At 67.3% G+C, this 22,219-nt stretch carries 14 protein-coding genes and 1 tRNA gene; 9 read left to right on the top strand and 6 right to left on the bottom strand.

Features of this window, described 5'->3' with window-relative positions:
* Window positions 1-222 precede the first annotated feature (222 nt).
* From ACFU4Z_RS02210 to ACFU4Z_RS02195, 4 genes are all read right to left on the bottom strand, one after another.
* Window positions 223-298, bottom strand: a tRNA-Arg gene (locus tag ACFU4Z_RS02210).
* A gap of 224 nt (window positions 299-522) precedes the next feature.
* A complete protein-coding gene (locus tag ACFU4Z_RS02205) occupies window positions 523-1,329 on the bottom strand; it encodes a DUF1542 domain-containing protein (RefSeq protein WP_379059015.1) in 807 nt (268 codons plus the stop codon).
* A 105-nt stretch (window positions 1,330-1,434) separates the two neighbouring features.
* Window positions 1,435-2,916, bottom strand: coding sequence for a flavin-containing monooxygenase (locus ACFU4Z_RS02200; protein WP_379059013.1), 1,482 nt, complete (start codon window positions 2,914-2,916; stop codon window positions 1,435-1,437).
* Between the two features lie 82 nt (window positions 2,917-2,998).
* Window positions 2,999-4,141: an acyl-CoA dehydrogenase family protein gene (locus ACFU4Z_RS02195; protein ID WP_379059011.1), complete on the bottom strand. Its 1,143-nt coding sequence runs from the start codon at window positions 4,139-4,141 to the stop codon at window positions 2,999-3,001.
* Between the two features lie 181 nt (window positions 4,142-4,322).
* Here ACFU4Z_RS02195 and ACFU4Z_RS02190 point away from each other — a divergent pair, with 181 nt between their 5' ends.
* The 6 genes from ACFU4Z_RS02190 to ACFU4Z_RS02165 all read left to right on the top strand — a co-directional run bounded on the left by ACFU4Z_RS02190 (window position 4,323) and on the right by ACFU4Z_RS02165 (window position 10,895).
* Window positions 4,323-5,195, top strand: a complete 873-nt coding sequence (locus tag ACFU4Z_RS02190) for a glycosyltransferase family 2 protein (protein ID WP_379059008.1) — start codon at window positions 4,323-4,325, stop codon at window positions 5,193-5,195.
* A gap of 315 nt (window positions 5,196-5,510) precedes the next feature.
* Complete coding sequence (locus ACFU4Z_RS02185) at window positions 5,511-6,173, top strand: PAS and ANTAR domain-containing protein (protein ID WP_379059307.1); 663 nt, start codon at window positions 5,511-5,513, stop codon at window positions 6,171-6,173.
* Window positions 6,174-6,301: 128 nt separating this feature from the next.
* Window positions 6,302-6,988, top strand: coding sequence for an alpha/beta fold hydrolase (locus ACFU4Z_RS02180; protein ID WP_379059006.1), 687 nt, complete (start codon window positions 6,302-6,304; stop codon window positions 6,986-6,988).
* A gap of 337 nt (window positions 6,989-7,325) precedes the next feature.
* The gene (locus ACFU4Z_RS02175; RefSeq protein WP_379059003.1) at window positions 7,326-7,721 is read left to right on the top strand and encodes an ArsR/SmtB family transcription factor; all 396 of its coding nucleotides are present in this window, start codon (window positions 7,326-7,328) and stop codon (window positions 7,719-7,721) included.
* Between the two features lie 455 nt (window positions 7,722-8,176).
* Window positions 8,177-9,103: a cation diffusion facilitator family transporter gene (locus ACFU4Z_RS02170; protein WP_379059305.1), complete on the top strand. Its 927-nt coding sequence runs from the start codon at window positions 8,177-8,179 to the stop codon at window positions 9,101-9,103.
* Between the two features lie 154 nt (window positions 9,104-9,257).
* A complete protein-coding gene (locus ACFU4Z_RS02165) occupies window positions 9,258-10,895 on the top strand; it encodes a long-chain fatty acid--CoA ligase (RefSeq protein WP_379059001.1) in 1,638 nt (545 codons plus the stop codon).
* A gap of 68 nt (window positions 10,896-10,963) precedes the next feature.
* On the opposite strand, the gene ACFU4Z_RS02160 is transcribed toward ACFU4Z_RS02165, so the two are convergent.
* Window positions 10,964-11,356, bottom strand: a complete 393-nt coding sequence (locus ACFU4Z_RS02160; protein ID WP_328409101.1) for an SCO5389 family protein — start codon at window positions 11,354-11,356, stop codon at window positions 10,964-10,966.
* Window positions 11,357-11,423: 67 nt separating this feature from the next.
* Window positions 11,424-12,470 carry a nitronate monooxygenase gene (locus ACFU4Z_RS02155; protein ID WP_379058998.1) on the bottom strand — a complete coding sequence of 349 codons (1,047 nt, stop codon included), beginning with the start codon at window positions 12,468-12,470 and terminating at the stop codon, window positions 11,424-11,426.
* Between the two features lie 249 nt (window positions 12,471-12,719).
* Here ACFU4Z_RS02155 and ACFU4Z_RS02150 point away from each other — a divergent pair, with 249 nt between their 5' ends.
* From ACFU4Z_RS02150 to ACFU4Z_RS02140, 3 genes are all read left to right on the top strand, one after another.
* On the top strand, window positions 12,720-13,538 hold the full coding sequence (locus ACFU4Z_RS02150) for a M23 family metallopeptidase (RefSeq protein WP_379058996.1): 819 nt from the start codon (window positions 12,720-12,722) through the stop codon (window positions 13,536-13,538).
* A gap of 74 nt (window positions 13,539-13,612) precedes the next feature.
* Window positions 13,613-14,596: a DNA-binding response regulator gene (locus ACFU4Z_RS02145; protein WP_379058994.1), complete on the top strand. Its 984-nt coding sequence runs from the start codon at window positions 13,613-13,615 to the stop codon at window positions 14,594-14,596.
* Window positions 14,597-14,847: 251 nt separating this feature from the next.
* The gene (locus ACFU4Z_RS02140) at window positions 14,848-22,191 is read left to right on the top strand and encodes an amino acid adenylation domain-containing protein (RefSeq protein ID WP_379058992.1); all 7,344 of its coding nucleotides are present in this window, start codon (window positions 14,848-14,850) and stop codon (window positions 22,189-22,191) included.
* Window positions 22,192-22,219 lie beyond the last annotated feature (28 nt).

Here is a 22,219-nt window from a genome sequence, read left to right as displayed (position 1 = left end):
GAAATGGCAAGCGGATCACTGTGACGCCGACCCAGTGCTGAATCCAGCGCACTGCCGACCCGGTTTCCCAGGCCTTGTGTTTCAAGAGGTCGTACCAGGGACGGTCGTTTGACTTGCGCGTTTCGGTAGGCGAAATCGTAGACGAACGGTGGATGGTGCCCCTGAGGAATCGAACCTGCGACGCCAAAAACCACCCTGAACTGCGTGAATGCAGTCACAGGTTGGTGCCCTCGGCAGGATTCGAACCTGCGACACCCGCTTTAGGAGAGCGGTGCTCTATCCCCTGAGCTACGAGGGCCTATCAGTGGACGTCGGGGAGTCTACCGGGTTGGGGACCGAGGTTCAGAATCGCTGGCGCGTCGAGGGTGCGATGGGCCAGTCGTGGGTGGGTGTCGCGTTGGCCTCCAGCAAGGCCGGGCCTGCTGTCCGGGCACGGTGGGTGGGGTCAGCTGTCTACTGCTGTGGCCGCTCGGCGCGCCATGGCTGGGGCGGGTTGGGGATGCTGTGGGTGGCCGCTGATGGTCAGAAGCTGTCGAACCCGCCGCCGCCGTCGAACCCGCCGCCGCCTGAGCCGCTGTCGTAGCCACCTTGGTCGCCTCCTCCGGCGTCGTAACCGCTCGCCTCATTGCCGGAGTCGTACCCGGCGGCATCGTTACCGCTCGCGTCGAGCCCGTCCTGATAGCCCTCGCCGTAACCACTTTCGAAGCCTTGCGCGTCGTAGCCGACCCCGGACATCCCGGAGAACAGCGACGAGAACAGCAGTGTGGAGCCGAGTCCCCAAGCACCGCCGATCAAGGCGGGCCTCCACCACGGCTCGGAGTACCAGCCTGCGGGCACCGGACGTCCGGCGACTCGGCCGCCCGGGTAGTAGTTCGGTGTTTCCGAGGACGGATTCGGCGAGGCCGCGACGGCTCGGCCTTCGTATTCGACCGTTCGCTTTTCGGTGACCTGACCGGCCGCGTCCTGTCCGTCGAGCGCGGGCATCGCGGGGCCGGGATCCATGCCCATGGCCGAACGGGCGGCGCGGATGTAGTACATGCCCTCGAGCGCGGTCTGTTTCGCCAATCGCGTCTGCGCGGGCGTGCGCGCCTGGTCGATCTGTGAGCCTGCGGCGATATGACGTTCGGAGGCATCCGCGAGCGCCTGCTTCGCCGCGTCGTTGCTGCCGGTCAGGTTGTACACCTGGCCGCCGAGCCGTTCGATCAGCTGCCTGGCGTCGGCGGCCGCATCCGCGAGTTCGGTCGCCGCGCGCTGCTTGGTCTGCTGTGCACGTATGACGACAAATACGACGGCCAGCACGATGATCACGACGATCAGTAGCCACTCCACCGCTCGCGCCCCTTTCGCCCTTCGGGTCCAGTCATGCCCAGTTTACTGGGGGATTGCTGAGACCGAGCTGAGCTCCGCGGCGGGCGAGATGAGCGCGGATCCGGGTCAGTTCGTCGCGGACTCCGGGCCGGTGGCCTGCGCTTCGTCGTAATCCGCGAGGTCGAAACTCTTTGTCTTCCAACGATAGAGCGCGGTGGCACCCGGCCAGTTGTTGGTGATGCGACCCGCGGCGTTGCGATACCAGCTGGAGCAGAAGTTCCACGGCGTGTCCTTCAGCCGCCGTTGCAGCCACCCGTCCCAGCTCTGCTCGACGCTCGCTCGGGCCGCGAGGTAGCGGCCGGGCCGGTCGGTGAGGTACCCGATGACCTGACGGATGTAGCGGGCCTGGGATTCGAGCATGTAGATGATGGATCCCGAGCCGACGTTGGTGTTCGGGCCGTACATCATGAACATGTTCGGGAAGTGGGGGACCGAAAGGCCGAGGAAGGCGCGGGCACCCTCGTCACTCCAGACGTCGGCGAGCTTGCGTCCGCCGATGCCGTAGATATTCATCGGCGCGAGGAACTCGGTCCCCTTGAATCCGGTGCCGTAGATGATTACATCCACGGGGTGCTCGACGCCGTCCGCGGTGCGGATACCGGTCGGGGTGATCGCCTCGATTGCTGTTGTCTCCACGGCGACGTTCGACTGTGCCAGCGCCGGGAAGTACTCGTTGGAGAACAGGCCGCGCTTACAGCCCGCCGCATAGTCGGGCGTCAGCTTCGCTCGCAATTCGGCGTCCGGTACCTGCTTGGCGCGGTGCCGGTCGGCAAGCGCGATCACGGGCGCCCTCATAGCCGGGATGTCGGTCAGTGCCAGCGCGAGCACCTCGAAGGTCGACCAGATCGCGAACCGTTCGGCCAGCCGGGTCGGCGGCAGGTATTTGAACACGGCCTTGTGTGCCGCGCTGTACTCGACGTCGAATTTGGGCAGCACCCACGCCGCCGAGCGCTGGAACAGCGTGAGGTGCGCGACCTTCGGCTGGATGCGCGGAATGTATTGGATCGCACTGGCTCCGGTGCCGATACAGGCCACTCGCTTGCCGGTGAGGTCGACGCCGTGGTCCCACTCGGCGGAGTGGAAGGCGGCTCCGGTGAAGGTGTCGACGCCGGGGATATTCGGTATGGCGGGACGCGACAGCTGGCCGACGGCGGGGATGAGGATTTCCGCGGTGAGGCGTGCGCCGTCGGCGGTGCTGACGGTCCAGCCGCCGGTCTGCTCGTCGAACTCGGCGTCGGTTACCTCGGTGCCGAATCGAATGTGGCGCCGCAGGTCGTGCTTGTCTGCGACGCCGCGCATGTAGTCGTGGATATCGCGCTGCTCCGAAAACCGCCGCGGCCAATCGGATTTGGGCTCGAACGACCAAGAATACAGCGGTGAGGGCACGTCGCAGGCCGCGCCGGGATAAGTGTTCTCCCGCCACACGCCGCCGAGATCCGCGGCGCGCTCCAGGATGGTGAAGTCATCCACCCCGGCCCGGCGCAGCTCGAGTGCCATACCGAGCCCGGCGAACCCGGCTCCGATAATGATGATGGACGGCGTCGTCATGGCTAGAGCCTAAGCGGGCGACCACCGGGCACGAAGACATTCCAGGACGTCGAATCAACATTTTCGGCCATGCCGGAGGTGCTCAGCTGTCCGCGAGTTGGCGGGCGATGACCAGGCGCTGGATTTGATTGGTGCCCTCGAAGATCTGCATGACCTTGGCCTCGCGCATGTAGCGCTCCACCGGGAAGTCCTGGGTGTAGCCGTAGCCGCCGAAGACCTGGACGGCGTCGGTGGTGACCTTCATGGCGGCATCGGTGGCGATCAGCTTGGCGACACTGGCCTGGCGCGAGTAGGGGAGTCCGGCGTCGCGGCGGCGGGCGGCGTCCAGGTAGGTGGCGCGGGCCGAATCGACCGCGGCGGCCATGTCGGCGAGCACGAAACCGAGGCCCTGGTGGTCGATGATGCGGCGGCCGAACGCGGCCCGCTCCTTGGCGTAGGCGACGGCGTCGTCGAGTGCGCGCTGGGCCAGCCCGACGGCGACGGCCGAGATACCGAGGCGGCCCGAGTCCAATGCGCTGAAAGCGATCGAAAGTCCCTGTCCCGCATCGCCGATCAGCCGGTCGGCGGGCAGTAACGCGTCGTCGTAGGCGGCGGTGGTCGTCGGAATGCCGCGCAGCCCCATCTTCTCCTCGGGCTTGCCGAAGCTCAGCCCCTCGGTGTCGCGGGGAACCAGGAAACAGGAGATGCCGCGCGAGCCCTCGCCGGTCCTGGCGAACAGCGAGTAGAAGTCGGCGCGACCGCCATTGGTGATCCAGGCCTTGGTGCCGTTGATCCGGTATCCGCCGTCCACCGCGGTGGCCCGGCACCGCAACGCGGCCGCATCCGATCCGGCGTGCGCTTCGGAAAGGCTGTAAGCGCCGACGGTTTCCCCCGACAGCATCTCGGGCAGCCAACGCTGTTTCTGTGCGTCGGTGCCGAAGACGAACAGCGGATGGCACGACAGGCTGTGCACGCTGACCGCGACCGCGACCGCGGCCCATCGACTCGCCAACTCCTCGAGCACCTGCAGATACACCTCGTACGGTTGCTCGCCACCGCCGAATTCCTCCGGATACGGCAGGCTCAGCAGCCCCGCCGCGCCGAGCGCGGGGAAGACCCCGTCGGGAAACGTCCCGGTCTTCTCACACTCGACCACCCGGGGCTCGAGCACCTTGTCGGCGATATCGCGAGTCAACTCGAGCAGATCCCGCGCCTCCGGCGTCGGCAGCATCCGTTCAACAGCCATGCCACCTGTTCTACCGTCCGCCCCACGAGCCCGCTCCGGGCAGCCCCGCTCAGCCGGCCTGGTTACGCGGCGGGCCGATGACGGTAGTTGTGCCCGATTCAGGTTCGGCACGCAGGTGAGCTGCTGATGTTCGACACGCTCGTAGGTGTGGCGATCCAGCCGAGGTGATAGGTTGCCCGGCATGTCTCGCCGCGATGAGAAGACCGTCGGCCTTGTCCTGGTTACCTATCAGAGCGCAGAGGATCTGCCGCCTTTCTTGGAGTCGCTGACAGCGGCGGTCGAGCCGCTGACGGTCGATGTCGTCGGTGTCGACAACACATCGACCGACGGCAGCGCCGGCCTCGTCGAGCAGTTCGGCGGGACAGTGATCCGCAATCGCAAGAACGTCGGCCTGTCCGCCGCGATCAACCAGGGTGCCGCCGCGACGAACGCCGAATGGATCCTGGTCGCCAACCCTGATACCCACCTCGCACCGGGCTCGATAGCCGCGCTTGTCGAAACCGCTCGCGCGGACGACAAGATCGGCATGATCGGGCCGCAGGTGACCCGGCTCGACGGGACGCACTACCCGACCGGGCGCCGGTTCCCGTCGCTCGCGGTGGGTGTCGCGCACGCGTTGCTGGGCGGTGTGTGGCCGGGCAATCCCGCCACTCGGCAGTACTTCGGAAAGCCGGTGACCACGGTCAGCGATGTCGACTGGATCTCCGGGTGCTGCATGCTGTTCCGGCGTGCGGCGTTCGACGCCGTCGGTGGGTTCGACACCCGCTATTTCCTCTACTTCGAGGAAACCAAGATGGCACTCGACATGCACCGCGCCGGGTGGCGGGTCGTGCTGGACCCCACCGTCGAGATTCGCCATCGCGAAGGCGGCAGTATGCGGTCGGCCCCGTTCCGGAAGATCCGCAGCCACCACCGCAGCGCCTTGCGGTTCTACTGCGACTACCACCAGGGCTCGCCGTGGCTGCTGTTCGCGCCGCTGGTCGCGGCGGGCCTGGTGGTGCGTGGCGCGGCGTCGGTCCTACGGACCGCGATCACACAACGCCTGCGTCGCTAGGTGAACGACCGCTCTTCCAGACCTGTACCTGCTGCACAGCCGCCTGTTCTACCGTCCGCCCCCGAGCCTGCTCCGGGCAGCCACGTCCTGTCAGCGAGCGGCAGCCCGGTCACACGGGAGCCGTATGCCGCACGGATCTGTTCACGGTGATACTTCGCCGACCGGGGTGTGGAGCGAGCGGCGCTTCCGCCGACCCTCTGAAACGATCGACGCGTACGCGAGCGTCGTCTCGGCAGATCGCACCGGACCTCGAAGTTCGTTCCGCAGGTCGTGTCGCGGGTGCACACTGAGGCTGTGACGGATTCGGAACAGGCGATGCCGCAGATTGCGGTCGAGGCCGAGCAGGTCATCGGCGCCGGTACGGCCCAGAACATCGGCAGCTTCCGCTTTTGGTTCGGCGATCAGCGGTGGGAGTGGTCCGACGAGGTCGCCGCCATGCACGGCTACCAACCCGGGGAGGTCGAGCCGACCACCACACTGCTGCTCGCACACAAACACCCTGATGACCGCGATCGGGTAGCCGGTGCTATCGCCACAATGATCGAGAACGGCGAACCGTTCTCCAGTCGGCACCGGATCATCGACACCGGCGGAACCGAGCATGAGGTGATCGCCGTCGCCGACCTGATGGTCGACGACGAGGGCGACGTGGTCGGCACCCTCGGCTACTACATCGACCTCACCGCTACCCTCACCGAGGGCGGAGAGGAAACCCCCGAGGAAGTCCAGCCCGAATTCTACGAGGGCCGCGAAACGATCGAGCAGGCCAAAGGCGCACTGATGCTCATCTATGGCGTCAGCGCCGACCAGGCATTCCGATTGCTCAGGTGGCGATCACAAGAAACCAACACCAAACTGCGCACCCTCGCTGCCCAGCTGGTCACCGAATTGCGGACGCTCACCGATGAAATTCCTGTCTTCCGCACCCGCTTCGACCATCGACTCCTCACCCTGCACGAACGAACCCAGCCAGACTGACCTCGGGCTTGTCGCGACCCGCGCTGCGGTAGCGCCTTGATGTCCAGGTAACGCGGGGAGGCGGCCGTTCGTGCGTGGCGCTGTCTGCCTTTACTGTTGCGAGACACCCGAGTCGCCAAGGAGCGTGTATGAATACCGAGCCCAGAACGTCGCCGATCCTTTTCCTCAGTGGCGCTGGGCTTCCGGCGTGGATTTGGGATGGCGTGCGCGCCGGTCTGCCGGTTGAATCAGTCGTCGCGGTCTACCCGAAACGGACCGATGCTTCCTTGCGCGACTACGCCGACACCGCGTTGGCGCAGGCGCCCGACGGGACGTTCACGATCGTTGCTCACTCGATCGGCGGAGTCGTGGCCAGCGAGATCGTGGCGATCGCACCCGAGCGTGTCGACGGACTGCTCGGCATCGCAGCGTCGGTGCCCGCCGCAGGGTCGTCATTTCTCGGCGCCTTGCCCGCGCCGCAGCGCTATATCATCGGCCTCATCATGCGATTCGTCGGAACTCGGCCTCCCGAGAAGGCGATTCGCTCGGGGTTGGGCGCCGGGCTCGGTGACGCCGATATCGCGCGCATTGTCGCGGAGTTCGAGCCGGAATCGCAGCGCCTCTATCGGGACGGTGTGTCCCCGCGTACGCTCCCGGCGCGCAGTGGGTATGTCACGACGTCGGCGGACCAGGAGTTCCCCGCCGAGTGGCAACGAAAGTACGCAGCCGAGCTGGCTTCCGAGTTCCGCCGCGAGTTGCCGACGGGGCACCTGCCGATGCTGGAGGATCCGGCGTCGGTGACGCAGCTGCTGAAGGAGTTTGCGTCGGATATCTGACTCATGTGCCGCCCTTGTCGAGGGAGAGTGGGTTCTGCCATGGTGCTCGCCGATTCCCCCTCGACCACGACGACTCGGCCGTCCGGAAGACGGCGTGGGCTGAGCACGCCGAGCTTGCTCCACCCCGCGACCATCTCGTCGTCGGCGACGGTGGCCGCGTCGTTCAAGCCACGCGTCCACGGCCGTCCGGGTGAAGGGAAGCGGAACCCGACGGAGAGATGAAGGGCCACGGCCCCTTTCCGACGCATTCGGTTCACACCCTTACTTTGCACTTTCTGACAGCTTCCGGATTCCGGGGCGGGTATCGGAGTCTGCGTTCCTGTCCTATTATCTGCGTATGAATGCAGATAACGAGCCACTCGCTCCGCCGCTGGCGGAGGACCAGGTGGGGCTGGTTGTCGAGGTTTTCCGGATGTTGGCCGATGCGACCCGGGTGCAGGTGCTGTGGGCGCTGGTCGATCGGGAGCTGTCGGTGAACGACCTCGCCGGGCACATCGGGAAGCCCGCGCCGTCGGTGTCCCAGCACCTGTCCAAGCTGCGGATGGCGCGGCTGGTTCGAACCAGGCGGGCCGGGACGACGATCTTCTACAGCCTCGAGAACGAGCACGTCCGGCAGCTGGTGGTGGACGCGGTGTACAACGCCGAGCACGCGGGTCCCGGTATCCCGCCGCACCATCGCGGCGTCAGCGCGGTGCGCGAGCTGCCCACGCGGGATCGGGCGGTGTCGGAATGAGCCACGAGCGCAATGGTTCCCGCTGGCGCGGGCTCGACCTGCCGCTTCGAGACGGCCAGGCACAGAGCAGGCTCGCCGGCCGGGATGGCAACGGGCACATACACAGTGCTGAGGACGGCCACAGTCATCCGGACGGCTCCGAACATGGTCAGCGGTATGACCACGACTGTGGAGAGGGTCGCGGGCACGACCACGACGTGCACCACCACGGCGAGGCGCAGGAAAACGGCCACGGGCAAGGCCGGGCCGGTGCGCATGGCTACGACGACGGCCGGGCGGGTGCGCATGGCCACGACGACGGCCGGGCGGGTGCGCATGGCCACGACCACGGCCGGGCCGGTGCGGATGATCACGACCCTGCGCAACACCACGGCCGCGGCCACGGACACGAGCACGCGCACGACCATGGGCACGGGCACGGGCACGGGCACGATCACCCGAATGGCTTACGTGGCATCCTGCGGGAGATCTTCGCCCCGCACAGCCATGACGCCGCCGACAGTGTCGATGATGCGTTGGAGGCCAGTGCGGTCGGTATTCGAGCAGTGAAGATCAGTCTCGGCGTGCTCGGGGCGACGGCGCTGGTGCAGGTGCTGATCGTGGCGATGTCCGGGTCGGTGGCGTTGGCGGCGGACACCATTCACAACTTTTCCGATGCGTTGACCGCGGTGCCGCTGTGGATCGCGTTCGCGCTGGGGCGGCGGGCGGCCACCAGGCGCTATACCTATGGGTTCGGACGCGCGGAGGATCTCGCGGGCCTGTTCGTGGTCGCCATGATCGCGTTGTCGGCGGTGATCGCCGGGTACGAGGCGGTGCGGCGGCTGCTGGATCCGGTGCCGATCGAGCATCTCGGATGGGTTGCCGCGGCGGGGATGATCGGGTTCCTCGGAAACGAGACGGTGGCGCTGTATCGGATCAGGGTGGGGCGGCGGATCGGTTCTGCCGCGCTCGTCGCCGACGGCCTGCACGCGCGGACCGATGGATTCACCTCGCTGGCAGTGCTTCTCGGGGTTGCCGGGGTGGCGCTCGGGTTCCCGTTGGCCGATCCGATTGTCGGCCTGCTGATCACCGTCGCCATTCTCGCGGTGCTGCGCACCGCCGCCAGGGATGTGTTCCGCCGCTTGATGGACGGCGTGGAACCGAGTTTGGTGGCCACCGCGGAGCAGGCACTTGTCGCCGAGCCGGGTGTGCTCGGTGTGCGCAGCCTTCGAATGCGCTGGATCGGTCATCGTCTGCACGCCGATGTGGAGTTGGACGTCGCTGCGACCACCTCCCTCGCCGATGCGCACCGGGTGGCCCACGGCGCCGAGCACACCCTCACCCACGCGGTCCCCAAGTTGGACACCGCCCTGGTCCACGCCTATCCGGCGCATTCGGGCTGACCTCGGGAAACTGATGGCAGTCGCCTATAGGCGGCGGCACAAAGTTTTCCAGCGCACCTCGACTGTGGCCTACCGTTGGGTAGCATCGCCGATGTGATGTGGCTCATGGTCGATATATGCCGGTAGGCCAGCCACCGAAGGAAAAGGAGTTCCGATGTTGAGCACCATGCAGGACGAGCCGTTGTCGCTGGCGACGTTGCTGCGCTACGCATCGACGTTCGCGGGTGATTCCACCGTGTCCACCTGGACCGGCACCGATGTGCGCACCATGACCTATCGCGAGCTGGGGGCCGAATCGGCCCGGCTGGCGAATGCGCTGCGCGGGTTCGGGATCGGGATCGGTGATCGTGTCGGCACGTTCATGTGGAACAACAACGAGCACATGGTCGCCTACATCGCGGTGCCCGCGATGGGGGCGGTACTGCACGCGCTCAATATCCGGCTCTTCCCCGAGCAGGTGGTCTACGTGGCCAATCACGCCGAGGACCAGGTGGTCATCGTCGATGGCACGCTGCTGCCGATGTTCGCCCAATACCTGCCGAACCTGAAGACGGTTCGCCACGTGATCGTGGCCAACGGGGATGCCGCCGCGCTGGAGGCGCCCGCCGGGGTGCAGGTGCACTCCTACACCGAGCTGCTCGCCGCGCAGCCGGACTCCTACGACTTCCCGGTGATCGACGAGCGATCCGCCGCCGCAATGTGTTACACCTCCGGCACCACCGGTGACCCGAAGGGCGTTGTGTATTCGCACCGCTCCAACTGGCTGCACGCCATGCAGGTGTGCTCGCCGAACAGCATGGGTTTCAGCGAGGCCGACAATGTGCTCGCCATCGTCCCGCTTTTCCACGCCAACGCGTGGGGTCTGCCCTACGCGGCACTGATGTCCGGGGCGAATGTGCTGATGCCCGATCGTTTCCTGCAGCCGGGGCCGCTGCTGGAGCTGATGGCATCGCAAAAGCCCACCTTCGGCGCCGCCGTGCCGACCATCTGGGGCGGCGTGCTTGCCGGCCTGGCCGCGCAGCCGCAGGACATCTCGCATCTGCGAACGGTGGTGGTCGGTGGCTCGGCGGTGCCGCCGTCGATGATGCGGGCGTTCCAGGAAAAGCACGGCGTGAAGATCCTGCACGCCTGGGGCATGACCGAAACCTCGCCGCTCGGCAGCGTCGCGCACCCGCCCGCAAGCGCCACCGGTGAGGAGGAGTGGGCCTATCGCTTCACCCAGGGCCGGTTCCCGGCGAACGTGCAGGCGCGGCTGGTCGCCGACGACGGCAGCGTGCTGCCCAATGACGGGGAAGCGTTGGGTGAGCTGGAGATTCGCGGGCCCTGGATCACCGCGTCCTACTATTCGCCGGACGGGTCATCGGTCGATCCGGACAAGTTCGATGACGGTTGGCTGCGCACCGGCGATGTCGGCAAGATCAGCCCGAACGGCTACCTCACGCTGGTCGATCGGTCCAAGGACGTGATCAAGTCCGGCGGTGAGTGGATCTCCTCGGTGGACCTGGAGAACGCGGTCGTGGGTCATCCGGCCGTCGCCGAGGCCGCGGTCATCGGCGTCCCGGACGAGAAGTGGGACGAACGCCCGCTGGTCGCCATCGTGTTGCGGGAAGGCGTCGAGGCCAAGCCGGAGGAGCTGCGCGAATTCCTGGCCGACAAGTTCGCCAAATGGCAACTGCCGGAACACTGGACCTTCATCGCGGAGGTGCCGAAGACCAGTGTCGGCAAGTTCGACAAGAAGCGCCTGCGCGCGCAGTACGCCGACGGCGAGCTGACGGTCACCACCCTGTCCTGAGCTACACCGCAGCGGGCCCGGCGCGGGCGAAATATGTTGCCGCGCCGGGCCTGTGCGATGGTGGGCGATCAGCAGTTACGAAGCTCCGGGCTCTGATTGAGCAGTTGAGCGCGGGTGCCGATGAACGTGCTGTATGTCTCGCCGCCGACCGCGGACAGCGGGAAGGCCGCGACTCGGTGACAGTTCTGGAAGGCGAGTTTTACGCCGAAGTGCCGTTCCAAGCCGCCGCGGATCGCGTCGGAGGCCATGGCGCGCAGCAGTTGACCGCGCGCCACTTCGTCCGGCGGCGGAACCACGTTGTCGGCGTATTCCTCGGTGCCGGAGTGCAGTTCACCGGCCACCCGGCTGACTACCTCCCAGGCGTAGGGCAATGAATTGCGAACACATTCGACGAATTCCGCGTCGTCGACCTCGCCGCGTTCGGCGCGTTCGAGTAGTGCGGTGGGAACATCGAGGGACATAACGCTCTCCTCCGGGGATGGGGTGGATGGCGGTGCGATGCCCTTGCATTCTAATCGAAAGTGGTTGTCAACAATCCTGGATTCGTCGTGAAAGTGCCCGTTTCAGAGCGGTTTTCGTATCGGAAGCCAGGGTGCCGACCAGTTCGCCGGCCGGTAGCTCTGAGGTGAGAGTGTGCGTCTGACCAGCCCACAGATTCACTTCCTCCGGATTGCCCGCTGCCCTCGCGGCGGCCCGCAGCGGCGCGGTGGCAAAGTGGATTTCCGGATAGGCGACCGGCGCCGTCGCGGTGTGTTCGTCCAGGAACCGGTTGCGCAGGCCGCGAGCCCGGCGACCGGTGAACGCGCGGGTCAGCATGGTCGCAGTGGCGGAGCCGACGGCGGCGCGGTGCACCGGGTTGGTGCCCGCTTCGGGGCAGCGCAGAAATGCGGTGCCGAGCTGGGCGGCGCCCGCGCCCGCGGCCAGTGTCGCCGCGATCCCCGCGCCGGTGCTGATACCGCCTGCGGCGACGATCGGGAGTTCGACGCTGGTGGTGAGGATTTGCAGCAGCGCGAGTAGCCCCAGTGGGTCGACGTTGTCGTCGGCGACCCGGTCGACGAAGGTGGCGCGATGTCCGCCTGCCTCGGCGCCCTGGGCGATGAGCACGTCGGCCCCTGCCTCGGCCGCGATGCGCGCCTCGGCGGCGGAGGTGACCGTCACCCATGCTTCCGACCCGGCCGTGTGCAGTCGGGCGATCTCGGCGGCGGTGGGACAGCCGAAGGTGAAGGTGACCACCGCGACGGGAGCCGCGATGAGCAGTTCCAGTTTCGCGTCCCAGTCGTCGGTGTCGTACTTCGGCGTGCCGAGCTCGTGCGTCGCGCCGAGCTCGGCCAGATAGCCGGCGAAGGCGGTGGGCGGGGTCTGCGGTCCGGGGGTGAACAGGTTGACGCCGAATGGCGCGGTGGTCAGCTCGCGGGTCGCGGCGAGGCGCGCCGCGGTGTCGGTCGCGCTCAGGTAGCCGGCGGCAAGCAGACCTAGTCCGCCCGCCGCGGACACGGCCGCGGTCAGCTCGGGAGTAGAGGGCCCGCCCGCCATCGGGGCCAGCACGATCGGGACGCGCATTTCGTCGATGATCACGGTCCCAGTGTCGCTCATCTGGACGGTTGACCCCGGTCCACCTGCGATTTCCCGAGAGAAGGTTGCGGAATGGTCACGACGGGGTAGAGTTCCCGTCACAACGGATGCTGAAACGTTACATAGTCCGGAGTCGCCAGATCGTTATAAACGGTGTGGTTCCGGCCCGGGATCCGTTGACCACCAATGTAGGTCGGAAGCTAGGACGCAGCTTTGTCGCACCATCGTGTAGGCCCCAGTTCCATAACCGTGATGAGCCTCATCGGCGACGGTGTTTCGGGTCGGCCGACGCGGCATCGCGCCGAGTCGACCACGACCGAGCGGGTGAAGGTTGCCGCGGGCGTCGCGGTCGCGGCGGGCGCACTGCTCGGCACCGCAACCCAGGTTGCCCCGGCTCTCGCGGCACCGCTGCTGCCCGGCTCGCACGACGCCGACGAAGCTTCGGCTCCCATCAGTTTCAAGGGCACTGGCGCGCAGCCGGTCTCGGAGGCCAGGGCCGCCGCGACTCCCGTCGCCGAGTCCCTCCCCGCGCCGCAGGTCGCGAAGCCGGTGGCCGCGCCGGTCGCCGCCCCGTTCGGTATCGGCAACCTGCCGCCGGAGATCGCGGGCCCGCTGGCCCAGGTCGAGCAGATCCTGAAGGGTGCGCAGCAGCAGCTCGCGCCCGCCCCCGCGGTTCGCCCGGTCGCTGGTGCGATCAGCTCCGGATACGGCAGCCGGTGGGGCGAGTTCCACTACGGCCTCGACTTCGCCGATCAGCTCGGCGCTCCGATTCACTCGGTGAGCAACGGCACCGTCATCGAGGCGGGCCCGGCGTCGGGCTTCGGCCTGTGGGTCCGCGTGCAGCAAGACGACGGCACCGTCGCGGTCTATGGTCACGTGAACGAGATGCTGGTGCACGAGGGTCAGCGGGTCAACGCGGGCGATGTCATCGCCACCGTCGGCAACCGCGGCAACTCGACCGGCCCGCACCTGCACCTGGAGATCTGGGACCAAGCGGGACGCAAGATCGACCCGATGCCCTACCTGGCCTCCAAAGGTGTTCCCCTGCAGTGGGGCCCGTCGGCGCACTGATTTTTGTTGCCCGGCTTGATGTTCGGCGGTTCGCAAGCCTCACGCGAACACCAATCGGTCGTTAGGCTCTGGCGGTGACCGCGCTTGGCGATATCTTCGAGCCTGGATCACCGCACGGCCGCATCTACGCCGTGCTGGTGCATCATCCGCGATCGAGCCTGTCCGATATCGCCGGATATTTAGGTGTGCCAGTCGATGTGGCCGAGGCATCGCTGAAAGTACTGTGCGACCTCGACGCCGCGGAATGTCTTGCCGGTCCCGACGGCGAGCCGCTGTGGGATGCGCACGCCCCGGAGTCACTGTCGGAGGCCGAGGCTCGACGCAGGCAGCAGGACATCAACCACATGCACGCCGCCGCATCGCGACTCAGCGAGACCTTCCGGTCGGTGCGCCGCTCGCCCCGCGCCAATGGCTCCGTGGTGCCGGTATTCGAGCGGCTGGAAATGCTGGCCGACTTCGAGGAGATGCAGACCGCGGCGCGCAGCAGCGTCAAGGTGATCGAGCGCGGGCCGTATCTCAGCGATATCGAACGCGAACAGCAGCTCTTCCAGCTGAAGCGGGCGAGGATCGGCGCGGGCATCCGCTACCAGACCCTGTACCAGGACACCATCTATCAGGACCCGGACCGGCTGCGGCACGCGCTGTCCACCAACGCCAGTGGGGCACAGGCGCGCACGCTGCCCGAGCCGCCGTTCAAGCTGATCATCAGCGATGACGAACGGGCCAGCCTGGTGCTGCATGCCGATGAACGGCGACCGGACCCGATGGGCCTGCGTATCAACGGTTCCGCGGCGTTGCGCCTGGCGATCAAGACCTTCGATGTGCTGTGGTCACTGGCCGCGCCGATCTCGGTGAATCCGTCCGCCGATGAACTCGACGACAAGGACAAGGCGATCCTGACCCTGATGGGCCTCGGCGCCACCGACGACACCATCGCGCGCAGGCTCGGAATGTCGCGGCGCACTGTGGTACGCAGGACCGCCCGATTGCTGGAGCGACTCGGTGCGAGCACGCGTTTTCAGGCCGGGGTTCAAGCGACTCGTCGCGGTTGGCTGTGAAGTTGCTCACGGAGCTGTGAAGTCGCTCACGGATTGGGTATCGGTAGCAACATAGGACGAATCCCGGCCGATAGTCGAACGATCGGCGCGCACGATGCGCTGCCGGTCCGGCAGCTGCCCGAGCCGGGCTCGGCGATGTGCGTTGCTTATATGATTGTCGGGCCGCGCGCCAAGGATCTCGAGTCCTTGGTCTCTTGGTGGCCTGGTGCGGTCGTGCGGCTGTGCTCTATGCGAAGGGTGAAAGTACTCGAATGGATGGTCCTCGTCGTGCTGTGCGTGGAAACCGCCGACGGCGGTCGGGCGCCCCATTATTCGGACAGCTGCTCACCGCGTCGGTCGAGTCCGCCGCCGAGTCGGCGGCGATCCGATTCAACCCGACCGGTGACCCGGCCGATCAGCGCGAACTGAGCTACCGCGAGTTGGATGAGGCCTCGTCCCGGCTCGCACGCGAACTGATCGACCGCGGCGTCGGCCCTGGAGACTTCGTGGCGGTGGGCATCACCCGCTCGGTCGAGTCGATTGTGTCGATGTGGGCAATCGCGAAGACGGGTGCGGCGTTCGTGCCAGTCGATCCGTCCTATCCGCAGGATCGCATCGAATACATCCTGTCGGACTCCGGCGCGAGTCTCGGTGTGACCACCACGGCGCACCGCGATGTGTTCGGGACGTCGATCGAGTGGATCGAACTGGACGATGACGTGCAGGCCGACCGCATCGCGGGCAGACACGAGCATCCCATTTCCTACGCCGACCGCATCGGCACACTCACCGAACAGCATCTCGCCTACGTCATCTATACCTCCGGCTCCACCGGTCGGCCGAAGGGCGTCGCGGTCCCCCATTCCGGGCTGTCCGCCGTCGCGGGCGTCCGGGAGAAGCTCGAGGTCACCGCCGACGCCCGCGTGCTGCATGTGAGCTCGCCGAGCTTCGACTTCTCCATCATGGAGTTCTTCATGGCGTTCACCAGCGGAGCGACGCTGGTGGTCGCGCCACCGGGCGTGTTCGGTGGCGCCGAGCTCGCCGAGCTGTTGCGCCGCGAACGGGTCACGCATGTGATGATCACGCCGGGTGCGCTGGATTCGGTCGATCCCACCGGGCTGGACGATCTGCGGTCCCTCGTGATCGGTGGCGAGCGCTTGCTGCCCGAGCTGATCGGGCGCTGGGTTCGCGATGGCCGCAAGGTGTACAACTTCTACGGTCCGACCGAGACCACCGTCATCATGACCGCCTCCGACCCGCTGAGCGTCGGTGATCCGATCACGATCGGCAAGACCTGGGCCGCCAGCATCGGCACCTTCATTCTGGATGGGCGGTTGCGTCCCGTCCCGGTCGGCGTGACCGGCGAATTGTATGTGGCGGGCCCCGGCCTCACCCAGGGCTATCTCGGGCGGCCCGGGTTGACCGCGGAGCGGTTCGTGGCCAGCCCGTTCGGTATCGAGGCTGGGAATCCGGGGGCGCGGCTGTACCGCACCGGCGATCTGGTGCGCCGCACCGAGTCCGGTGATATCGAGCATTTGGGCCGCTCCGACTTCCAGGTGAAGATCCGTGGTCTTCGCATCGAGCTCGGTGAGATCGACAGTGTGCTGAGCACTCACCCGGATGTCGACTTCGCGGCGACGGTGGGGCGCACGCTGCCCTCCGGTGTGACCGCGCTGGTGTCCTACGTGCTGCCGCGGGCGGATGCGAGCGGGAACCGGGTCGGGGTGGATACCGCGGCACTCGCCGCGCATGTCGGGGAAACGCTGCCCGCCTACATGGTTCCGCAGGTAATCATGGTGCTCGACTCGATTCCGCTGAACCCGGTCGGCAAACTCGATCGTGCGGCACTGCCGGAGCCGGTGTTCACCGCGCGCGAGTTCCGGGCGCCGACCACCAGGACCGAGCAGGTTGTCGCCGAGGTGTTCGCGGCGCTGCTGCAACCCGGCGAGCCGGACGCCCGTGTCGGCGCCGACGACGACTTCTTCGAGCTCGGCGGCAACTCGCTACTGGCCACCCAGGCCGCGGCGCGCATCGGTAGCGCGCTCGACGTGCGGGTGCCGGTGCGGCTGATGTTCGAGGCATCCACCGTCGAGGCGCTCGCCGCACGAGTGGAGCAAGAGACCGGCGCAGGTACCGGACCAGCTTTGCAGGCCCGAGTGCGTCCGGAGCGGATTCCGCTGTCGTACGCGCAGCAGCGGATGTGGTTCCTCAACCGGTTCGATACGACCAGCGGTGTCAACAACATTCCACTCGCGGTGCGGTTGTCGGGTGCGCTCGATATCGACGCACTGCGGGCCGCCGCGCGTGACCTGGTCGCCCGACACGAGGTGCTGCGGACGGTGTATCCGGAGATCGATGGCGACGGCACGCAGGTCGTGCTGCCGATCGACGATGCTCGCGCCGTGCCGGAACTCGACGTCGTGCCGACCACTACGGCGGAGCTGGCCGAACTCGTCATCGGTGTGGCCGTGTCCGGATTCGATGTCGCCCTCGCGCCGCCGATCCGGCTTCGGGTATTCCGGCTGAGCGAATCCGAGCACGTGCTGGTCTGCATCGTGCACCACATCGCCGCCGACGGCTTCTCGATGGGACCGCTCACCCGCGACCTGATCGCCGCCTATTCCGATCGTGCGCGGGGCGCGCAACCGCAGCTGCCGCCGCTCGCGGTGCAGTACGCGGACTTCGCGATCTGGCAGCGCGAGGTGCTCGGCGCCGAAGACGATCCGGAGTCACTGCTCGCCAAGCAGATCGCCTTCTGGCGCGATGAATTGGCCGGGCTGCCCGAGCAATTGGAACTGCCCGCCGATCGGCCCCGGCCCGCGGTGATGTCCAACCGCGGCGATTTCTTCGACTTCGACATCGATGCCGAAACCCATGTCGCGCTGAACCGGCTCGCTCAGAAACATAATTCGACGCTGTTCATGGTCGTGCACGCGGCCCTGGCTGTGCTGCTCGCACGACTTTCCGGCACCAGGGATATCGCGATCGGCACCCCGGTCGCCGGTCGCGGCGAGGCCGCGCTCGACGACCTGATCGGCATGTTCGTCAATACCGTTGTGTTGCGCAGCGATGTCGACCCGGAGCTGTCCCTCGACGAGCTGCTGCAGAAGTTCCGCCAGATCGACATCGCGGCATTCGGACACGTAGACGTGCCGTTCGAGCGGCTGGTCGAACTGCTCGACCCCGTGCGTTCGATGGCAAGGCATCCGCTGTTCCAGGTGATGCTGCTCTTCCAGAACACGGCGCAGACCGAGCTGGAACTGCCCGGGCTCGCGGTGTCGGGTGTCGACCTCGGTGTCGCGATGGCCAAGTTCGATCTCGAACTGACCATCGTGCCGCGTGAAGAAGGCGGTGTGCCGAGCGGCATGTCGGCGTCGTTCACCTACGCCGCCGACCTGTTCGACGAGGCCACGGTGGCCGGGTTCGCGCAGCGCTTGAGCAAGGTACTCGCCGCGATGGCCGATAACCCTGGGCAGGGCGTCGGTGCGGTCGAGTTGCTCGAGCCTGCCGAGCGGCAGCGAATCCTGGTGGACTGGAACGACACCGGTCACCCGGTCACCCAGGAGCTGCTGCTGGACGGGTATCGGCGCGCGGCCGCGACCCACCCCGATGCGGTGGCCGTGGTGTACGAGGGCGCCGAGCTCACCTATCGCGAGTTCGACGAGCGGGTCAACAAGCTGGCCAGGTTGCTGATCAGCGAGGGTGTCGGCGCGGAATCGCTGGTCGGCCTCGCGGTTCGGCGTTCGCTCGATCTGGTGGTCGGCATGTACGCGATCGTCGCCGCCGGTGGCGCGTATGTGCCGCTGGATCCGGATCATCCCGGCGAGCGGATCGCGCACATCCTCGATACCGCCGCGCCGGTCTGCGTGCTGACGACAACCGCCGACGCGGTCGACGCCGACGCGCCGGTGCTGCATCTGGACACGATCGACATGGAACGGTTCTCGGGTGCCCCGATCGCACCGGACGAGCTGTTGCGCCCGGTCTCGGGACACAACCCGGCCTACGTGATCTTCACCTCGGGCTCCACCGGTCGACCGAAGGGCGTGGCGATTTCGCACGCCGCCATCAACAACCAGATCGAATGGATGCTCGCGCAGTACCCGCTCGGTCCCGACGACGTCTACTTGCAGAAGACCGCGACCACCTTCGATGTGTCGCTGTGGGGCTACTTCATGCCGCTGCGCGCGGGGGCCAGGCTGGTCGTCGCCACCCACGACGGTCATCGCGACCCCGCCTACATCGCGGAAACGATTGCCGCGCAACGTGTCACGGTCACCGACTTCGTGCCCTCGATGCTGACGGTGTTCGCGACGCATACCGCGCCCGGCGCCTGCCCGACGCTGCGTGAGGTGTTCGCCATCGGTGAGGCGCTGCCGCCGGAGACGGTGGCGGCACTGGCCGCGGTGTCCGACGCGAGGGTGCACAACCTGTACGGGCCGACCGAGGCCGCGGTGTCGGTGACCTACTGGCCTGCTCGCGTCGGTGAGCTCGCCACCGTCCCGATCGGCCTGCCGCAGTGGAACAATCGGGTATTCGTGCTGGATTCGCGGTTGCGGCCGACGGCGGCCGGTGTGGTCGGCGAGCTCTATCTGGCCGGTGACCAGTTGGCGCGCGGCTACGTGGCCCGTCCGGATCTGACGGCGGACCGGTTCGTGGCCAACCCGTTCGAGCAGGGCGCCAGGATGTATCGCACCGGTGACCTGGTCGTGTGGCGGGAAAACCCGCAGCGGCTCGAATATCTGGGTCGTACCGACTTCCAGGTGAAGTTCCGTGGCCAGCGCATCGAGCTCGGTGAAATCGAGACGGCGCTGCTCGCTCAGCCTGCCGTGAGCCAGGCGGCGGCACTGGTGGTGCCGTCGGTCACCGGCGATCAGTTGGTCGGCTATGTGGTGCCGCGGCCCGGTCAGCAGATCGAGCAGCAACAGTTGCTCGCCGCGATCGCGGAAGTCCTTCCCGCCTATATGGTCCCGGCCGCACTCGTGGCGCTCGACGCCTTCCCGCTCAACACCAGCGGCAAGCTCGACCGCAAGGCGCTGCCCGCACCGACCTTCATCGCGCGCGAATTCCGGGCTCCGGTCACCCAGTCGGAGGAGATCGTCGCCGCCGTTTTCGCCGAGGTGCTCGGCGTCGAACGCGTCGGCGCCGATGACGACTACTTCGCCATGGGCGGTAACTCGCTGCTGGCCACCCGCGCTGTCGCCAGGATCAACGACGCGTTGGAAACCAATGTCGCGGTGCGCGATCTGTTCGAAGCCTCGACTGTCGCCGCGCTCGCGGCCAGGATCGTGCCCGGCGTCGGCCGTGATTCGGCGGCCCGCCCCGCGTTGGCCAAGGCCGAACGGCCGGAGCTGATTCCGCTGTCGCTCGCTCAGCAGCGGATGTGGGTGCTCAACCAGCTCGATACCGAGTCGGCCTCCTACAACCTGCCTTTCGTGCTTCGGCTGACCGGAGCGCTCGACGTGACGGCGCTGCGTCTGGCCGTCGAGGATGTGCTGGTCCGGCACGAAGCCTTGCGCACGCGGTTCCCGACGACGAGTGTCGGCGGCCAGGCCCGTCAGGAGATCCTGTCCGCGGCCGAAGTATTGCCGGACGGACTGCAGGTCGAGACCCCTTCGGATGTGCTCGCTCGGGTCACCGCGCTGGTGTCCGCCGGATTCGACGTCACCGAGCAGGCGCCGGTCCGGGTCCGCCTGCTGGCCAACGGCACCGCCGACGACCACCTGCTCGTCCTTGTGGTGCACCACATTTCGGCCGATGGCGCGTCCTTCGCGCCACTGGCCCGTGACATGATGGCCGCGTACATCGCTCGGATCGGCGGCGAAGCCCCCGGCTGGGCATCACTGCCGGTGCAGTACGCCGATTTCGCGCTCTGGCAACACGCGGTCATCGGCGTCGAGGACGACGAGAACTCGGTGGCGGCACGGCAACTGGCGTACTGGCGCGAGCAGCTGTCGGGATTGTCGGGGACGCTGGAGTTGCCGCTGGATCGCCCGCGGCCGACGGTGCCGTCCAACCGCGGCGCGTCGGTGGGCTTCACCATTCCCGCCGAGGTGCACGAGGGTCTGATCCGCATCGCGCGCGAGCACCGGTCCTCGATGTTCATGGTGGTGCACGCGGCGCTCGCGGTGCTGCTTGCCCGGCTCTCCGGCAGTTCGGATGTCACGATCGGCACGCCGATCGCCGGTCGCGGCGAGCGGGCGCTGGACGAGCTGGTCGGCATGTTCGTCAACACGCTGACGTTGCGCACCTCGGTCGAGCGGACGGCGAGCTTCGAGGAATTGCTGCTGCAGGCGCGCGAGGCGGATCTGTCCGCCTTCGCCAATGCGGACATTCCTTTCGAGCGGGTGGTCGAGGCCGTCCTGCCCGGTCGATCGGCCGCGCAGAACCCGCTGTTCCAGGTGATGCTGGCGTTCCAGAACCTGGAACAGCCCACGCTGGAGCTGCCCGGATTGACCGTCGGTGCGCTGGATTCGGGCGAGATCGCGGCAAAGTTCGATCTGCAGCTCGTGGTCGAGCCGCACGTGCTCGAGGACGGGAAGCCGGGCGAGATCGTCGCGGTATTCACCTATGCCACCGACCTTTTCGAGGAGTCGACGGCGCAGGCGTTCGGTCGCAGGCTGACGCGCATCATGGCGGCCGCGGCCGCCGATCAACAGGTGCTCATCGGCGACATCGATATCCTCGATGCCGAGGAGCATGACCGGGTGCGTATCGGACCGGCCGCGGCCCCTGAACCGAGTGTCGTAGCGGCCTCCGGTGGGACCAGGCTGACCCAGGCGCTGGCCGCGGCGGTGGACGACGATCCCGACGCACCCGCGCTGGTGTGGGGCGAGGAAGAAATGTCCTACCAGCAGCTCGATGCTCAGTCCTCGCGCCTGGCCAGGGTACTGATCGGACATGGTTGCGGTCCCGGTGTCGGGGTGGCGGTCCGGCTGGACCGCGGCACCGACTCGGTGGTCGCGGTGTGGGCGGTGCTCAAGGCGGGTGCCGCGCTGGTACTGCTCGCTACGGCCGATATGCCGTTGCCCGCCGCACCGGTCGTCAAGATCGGGCTGACCGCCGGACAGAAGCCGGTCGATATGGGTGGTGTCGACTGGCTGCGACTGGACGACGCGGCGGTGATCGCCGAGATCGCCGAGCAATCGGCGCGCCCGGTGACCTACGCGGCGCGCAACGGCGTGCTGCGCGGCGAAGATCCGGCACTGGTCGTCGCGGCGAGCGGCGTGACGATGACCTACGACGAGTTGGCAGGGGCCACCGATCGGCTGCGCACCCGTACCGGCCTGACCGTCGAGTCCCGCACCTTCCAGTGCGGACGGCCGGATTCGCCTGCCGCCCTGCTCGAAGTGGTGGCCGCGGGAGCGACCGGTGCCGCCCTGGTCATGGTTCCCGGCGCCGAGCTTGCGGTGGCCGATCTGGCGACTTCGCTGGCCGATGAGTGGGTTACCCATCTGCTCGCCGATCGGTCGACCCTCGACGCCATCGATACCGCGTTGCTGGAGGACCTCCAGGCCGTCGTGCTCGATGACGGGTCTACGGTCGAGTCGGTGTCGGCGTCGGTGTCGGCCGAGGTGGTCCTGCTCGATGAACTGCTGATGGTCAGGTGCTGGTAGCGAACCAAGACTCGCGATCGGTAGCCGC

Origin of the sequence: Nocardia sp. NPDC057440, from assembly GCF_042802915.1 — a bacterium.
Taxonomy (GTDB): domain Bacteria; phylum Actinomycetota; class Actinomycetes; order Mycobacteriales; family Mycobacteriaceae; genus Nocardia.
This window is presented reverse-complemented; position numbering and strand designations above follow the sequence as displayed.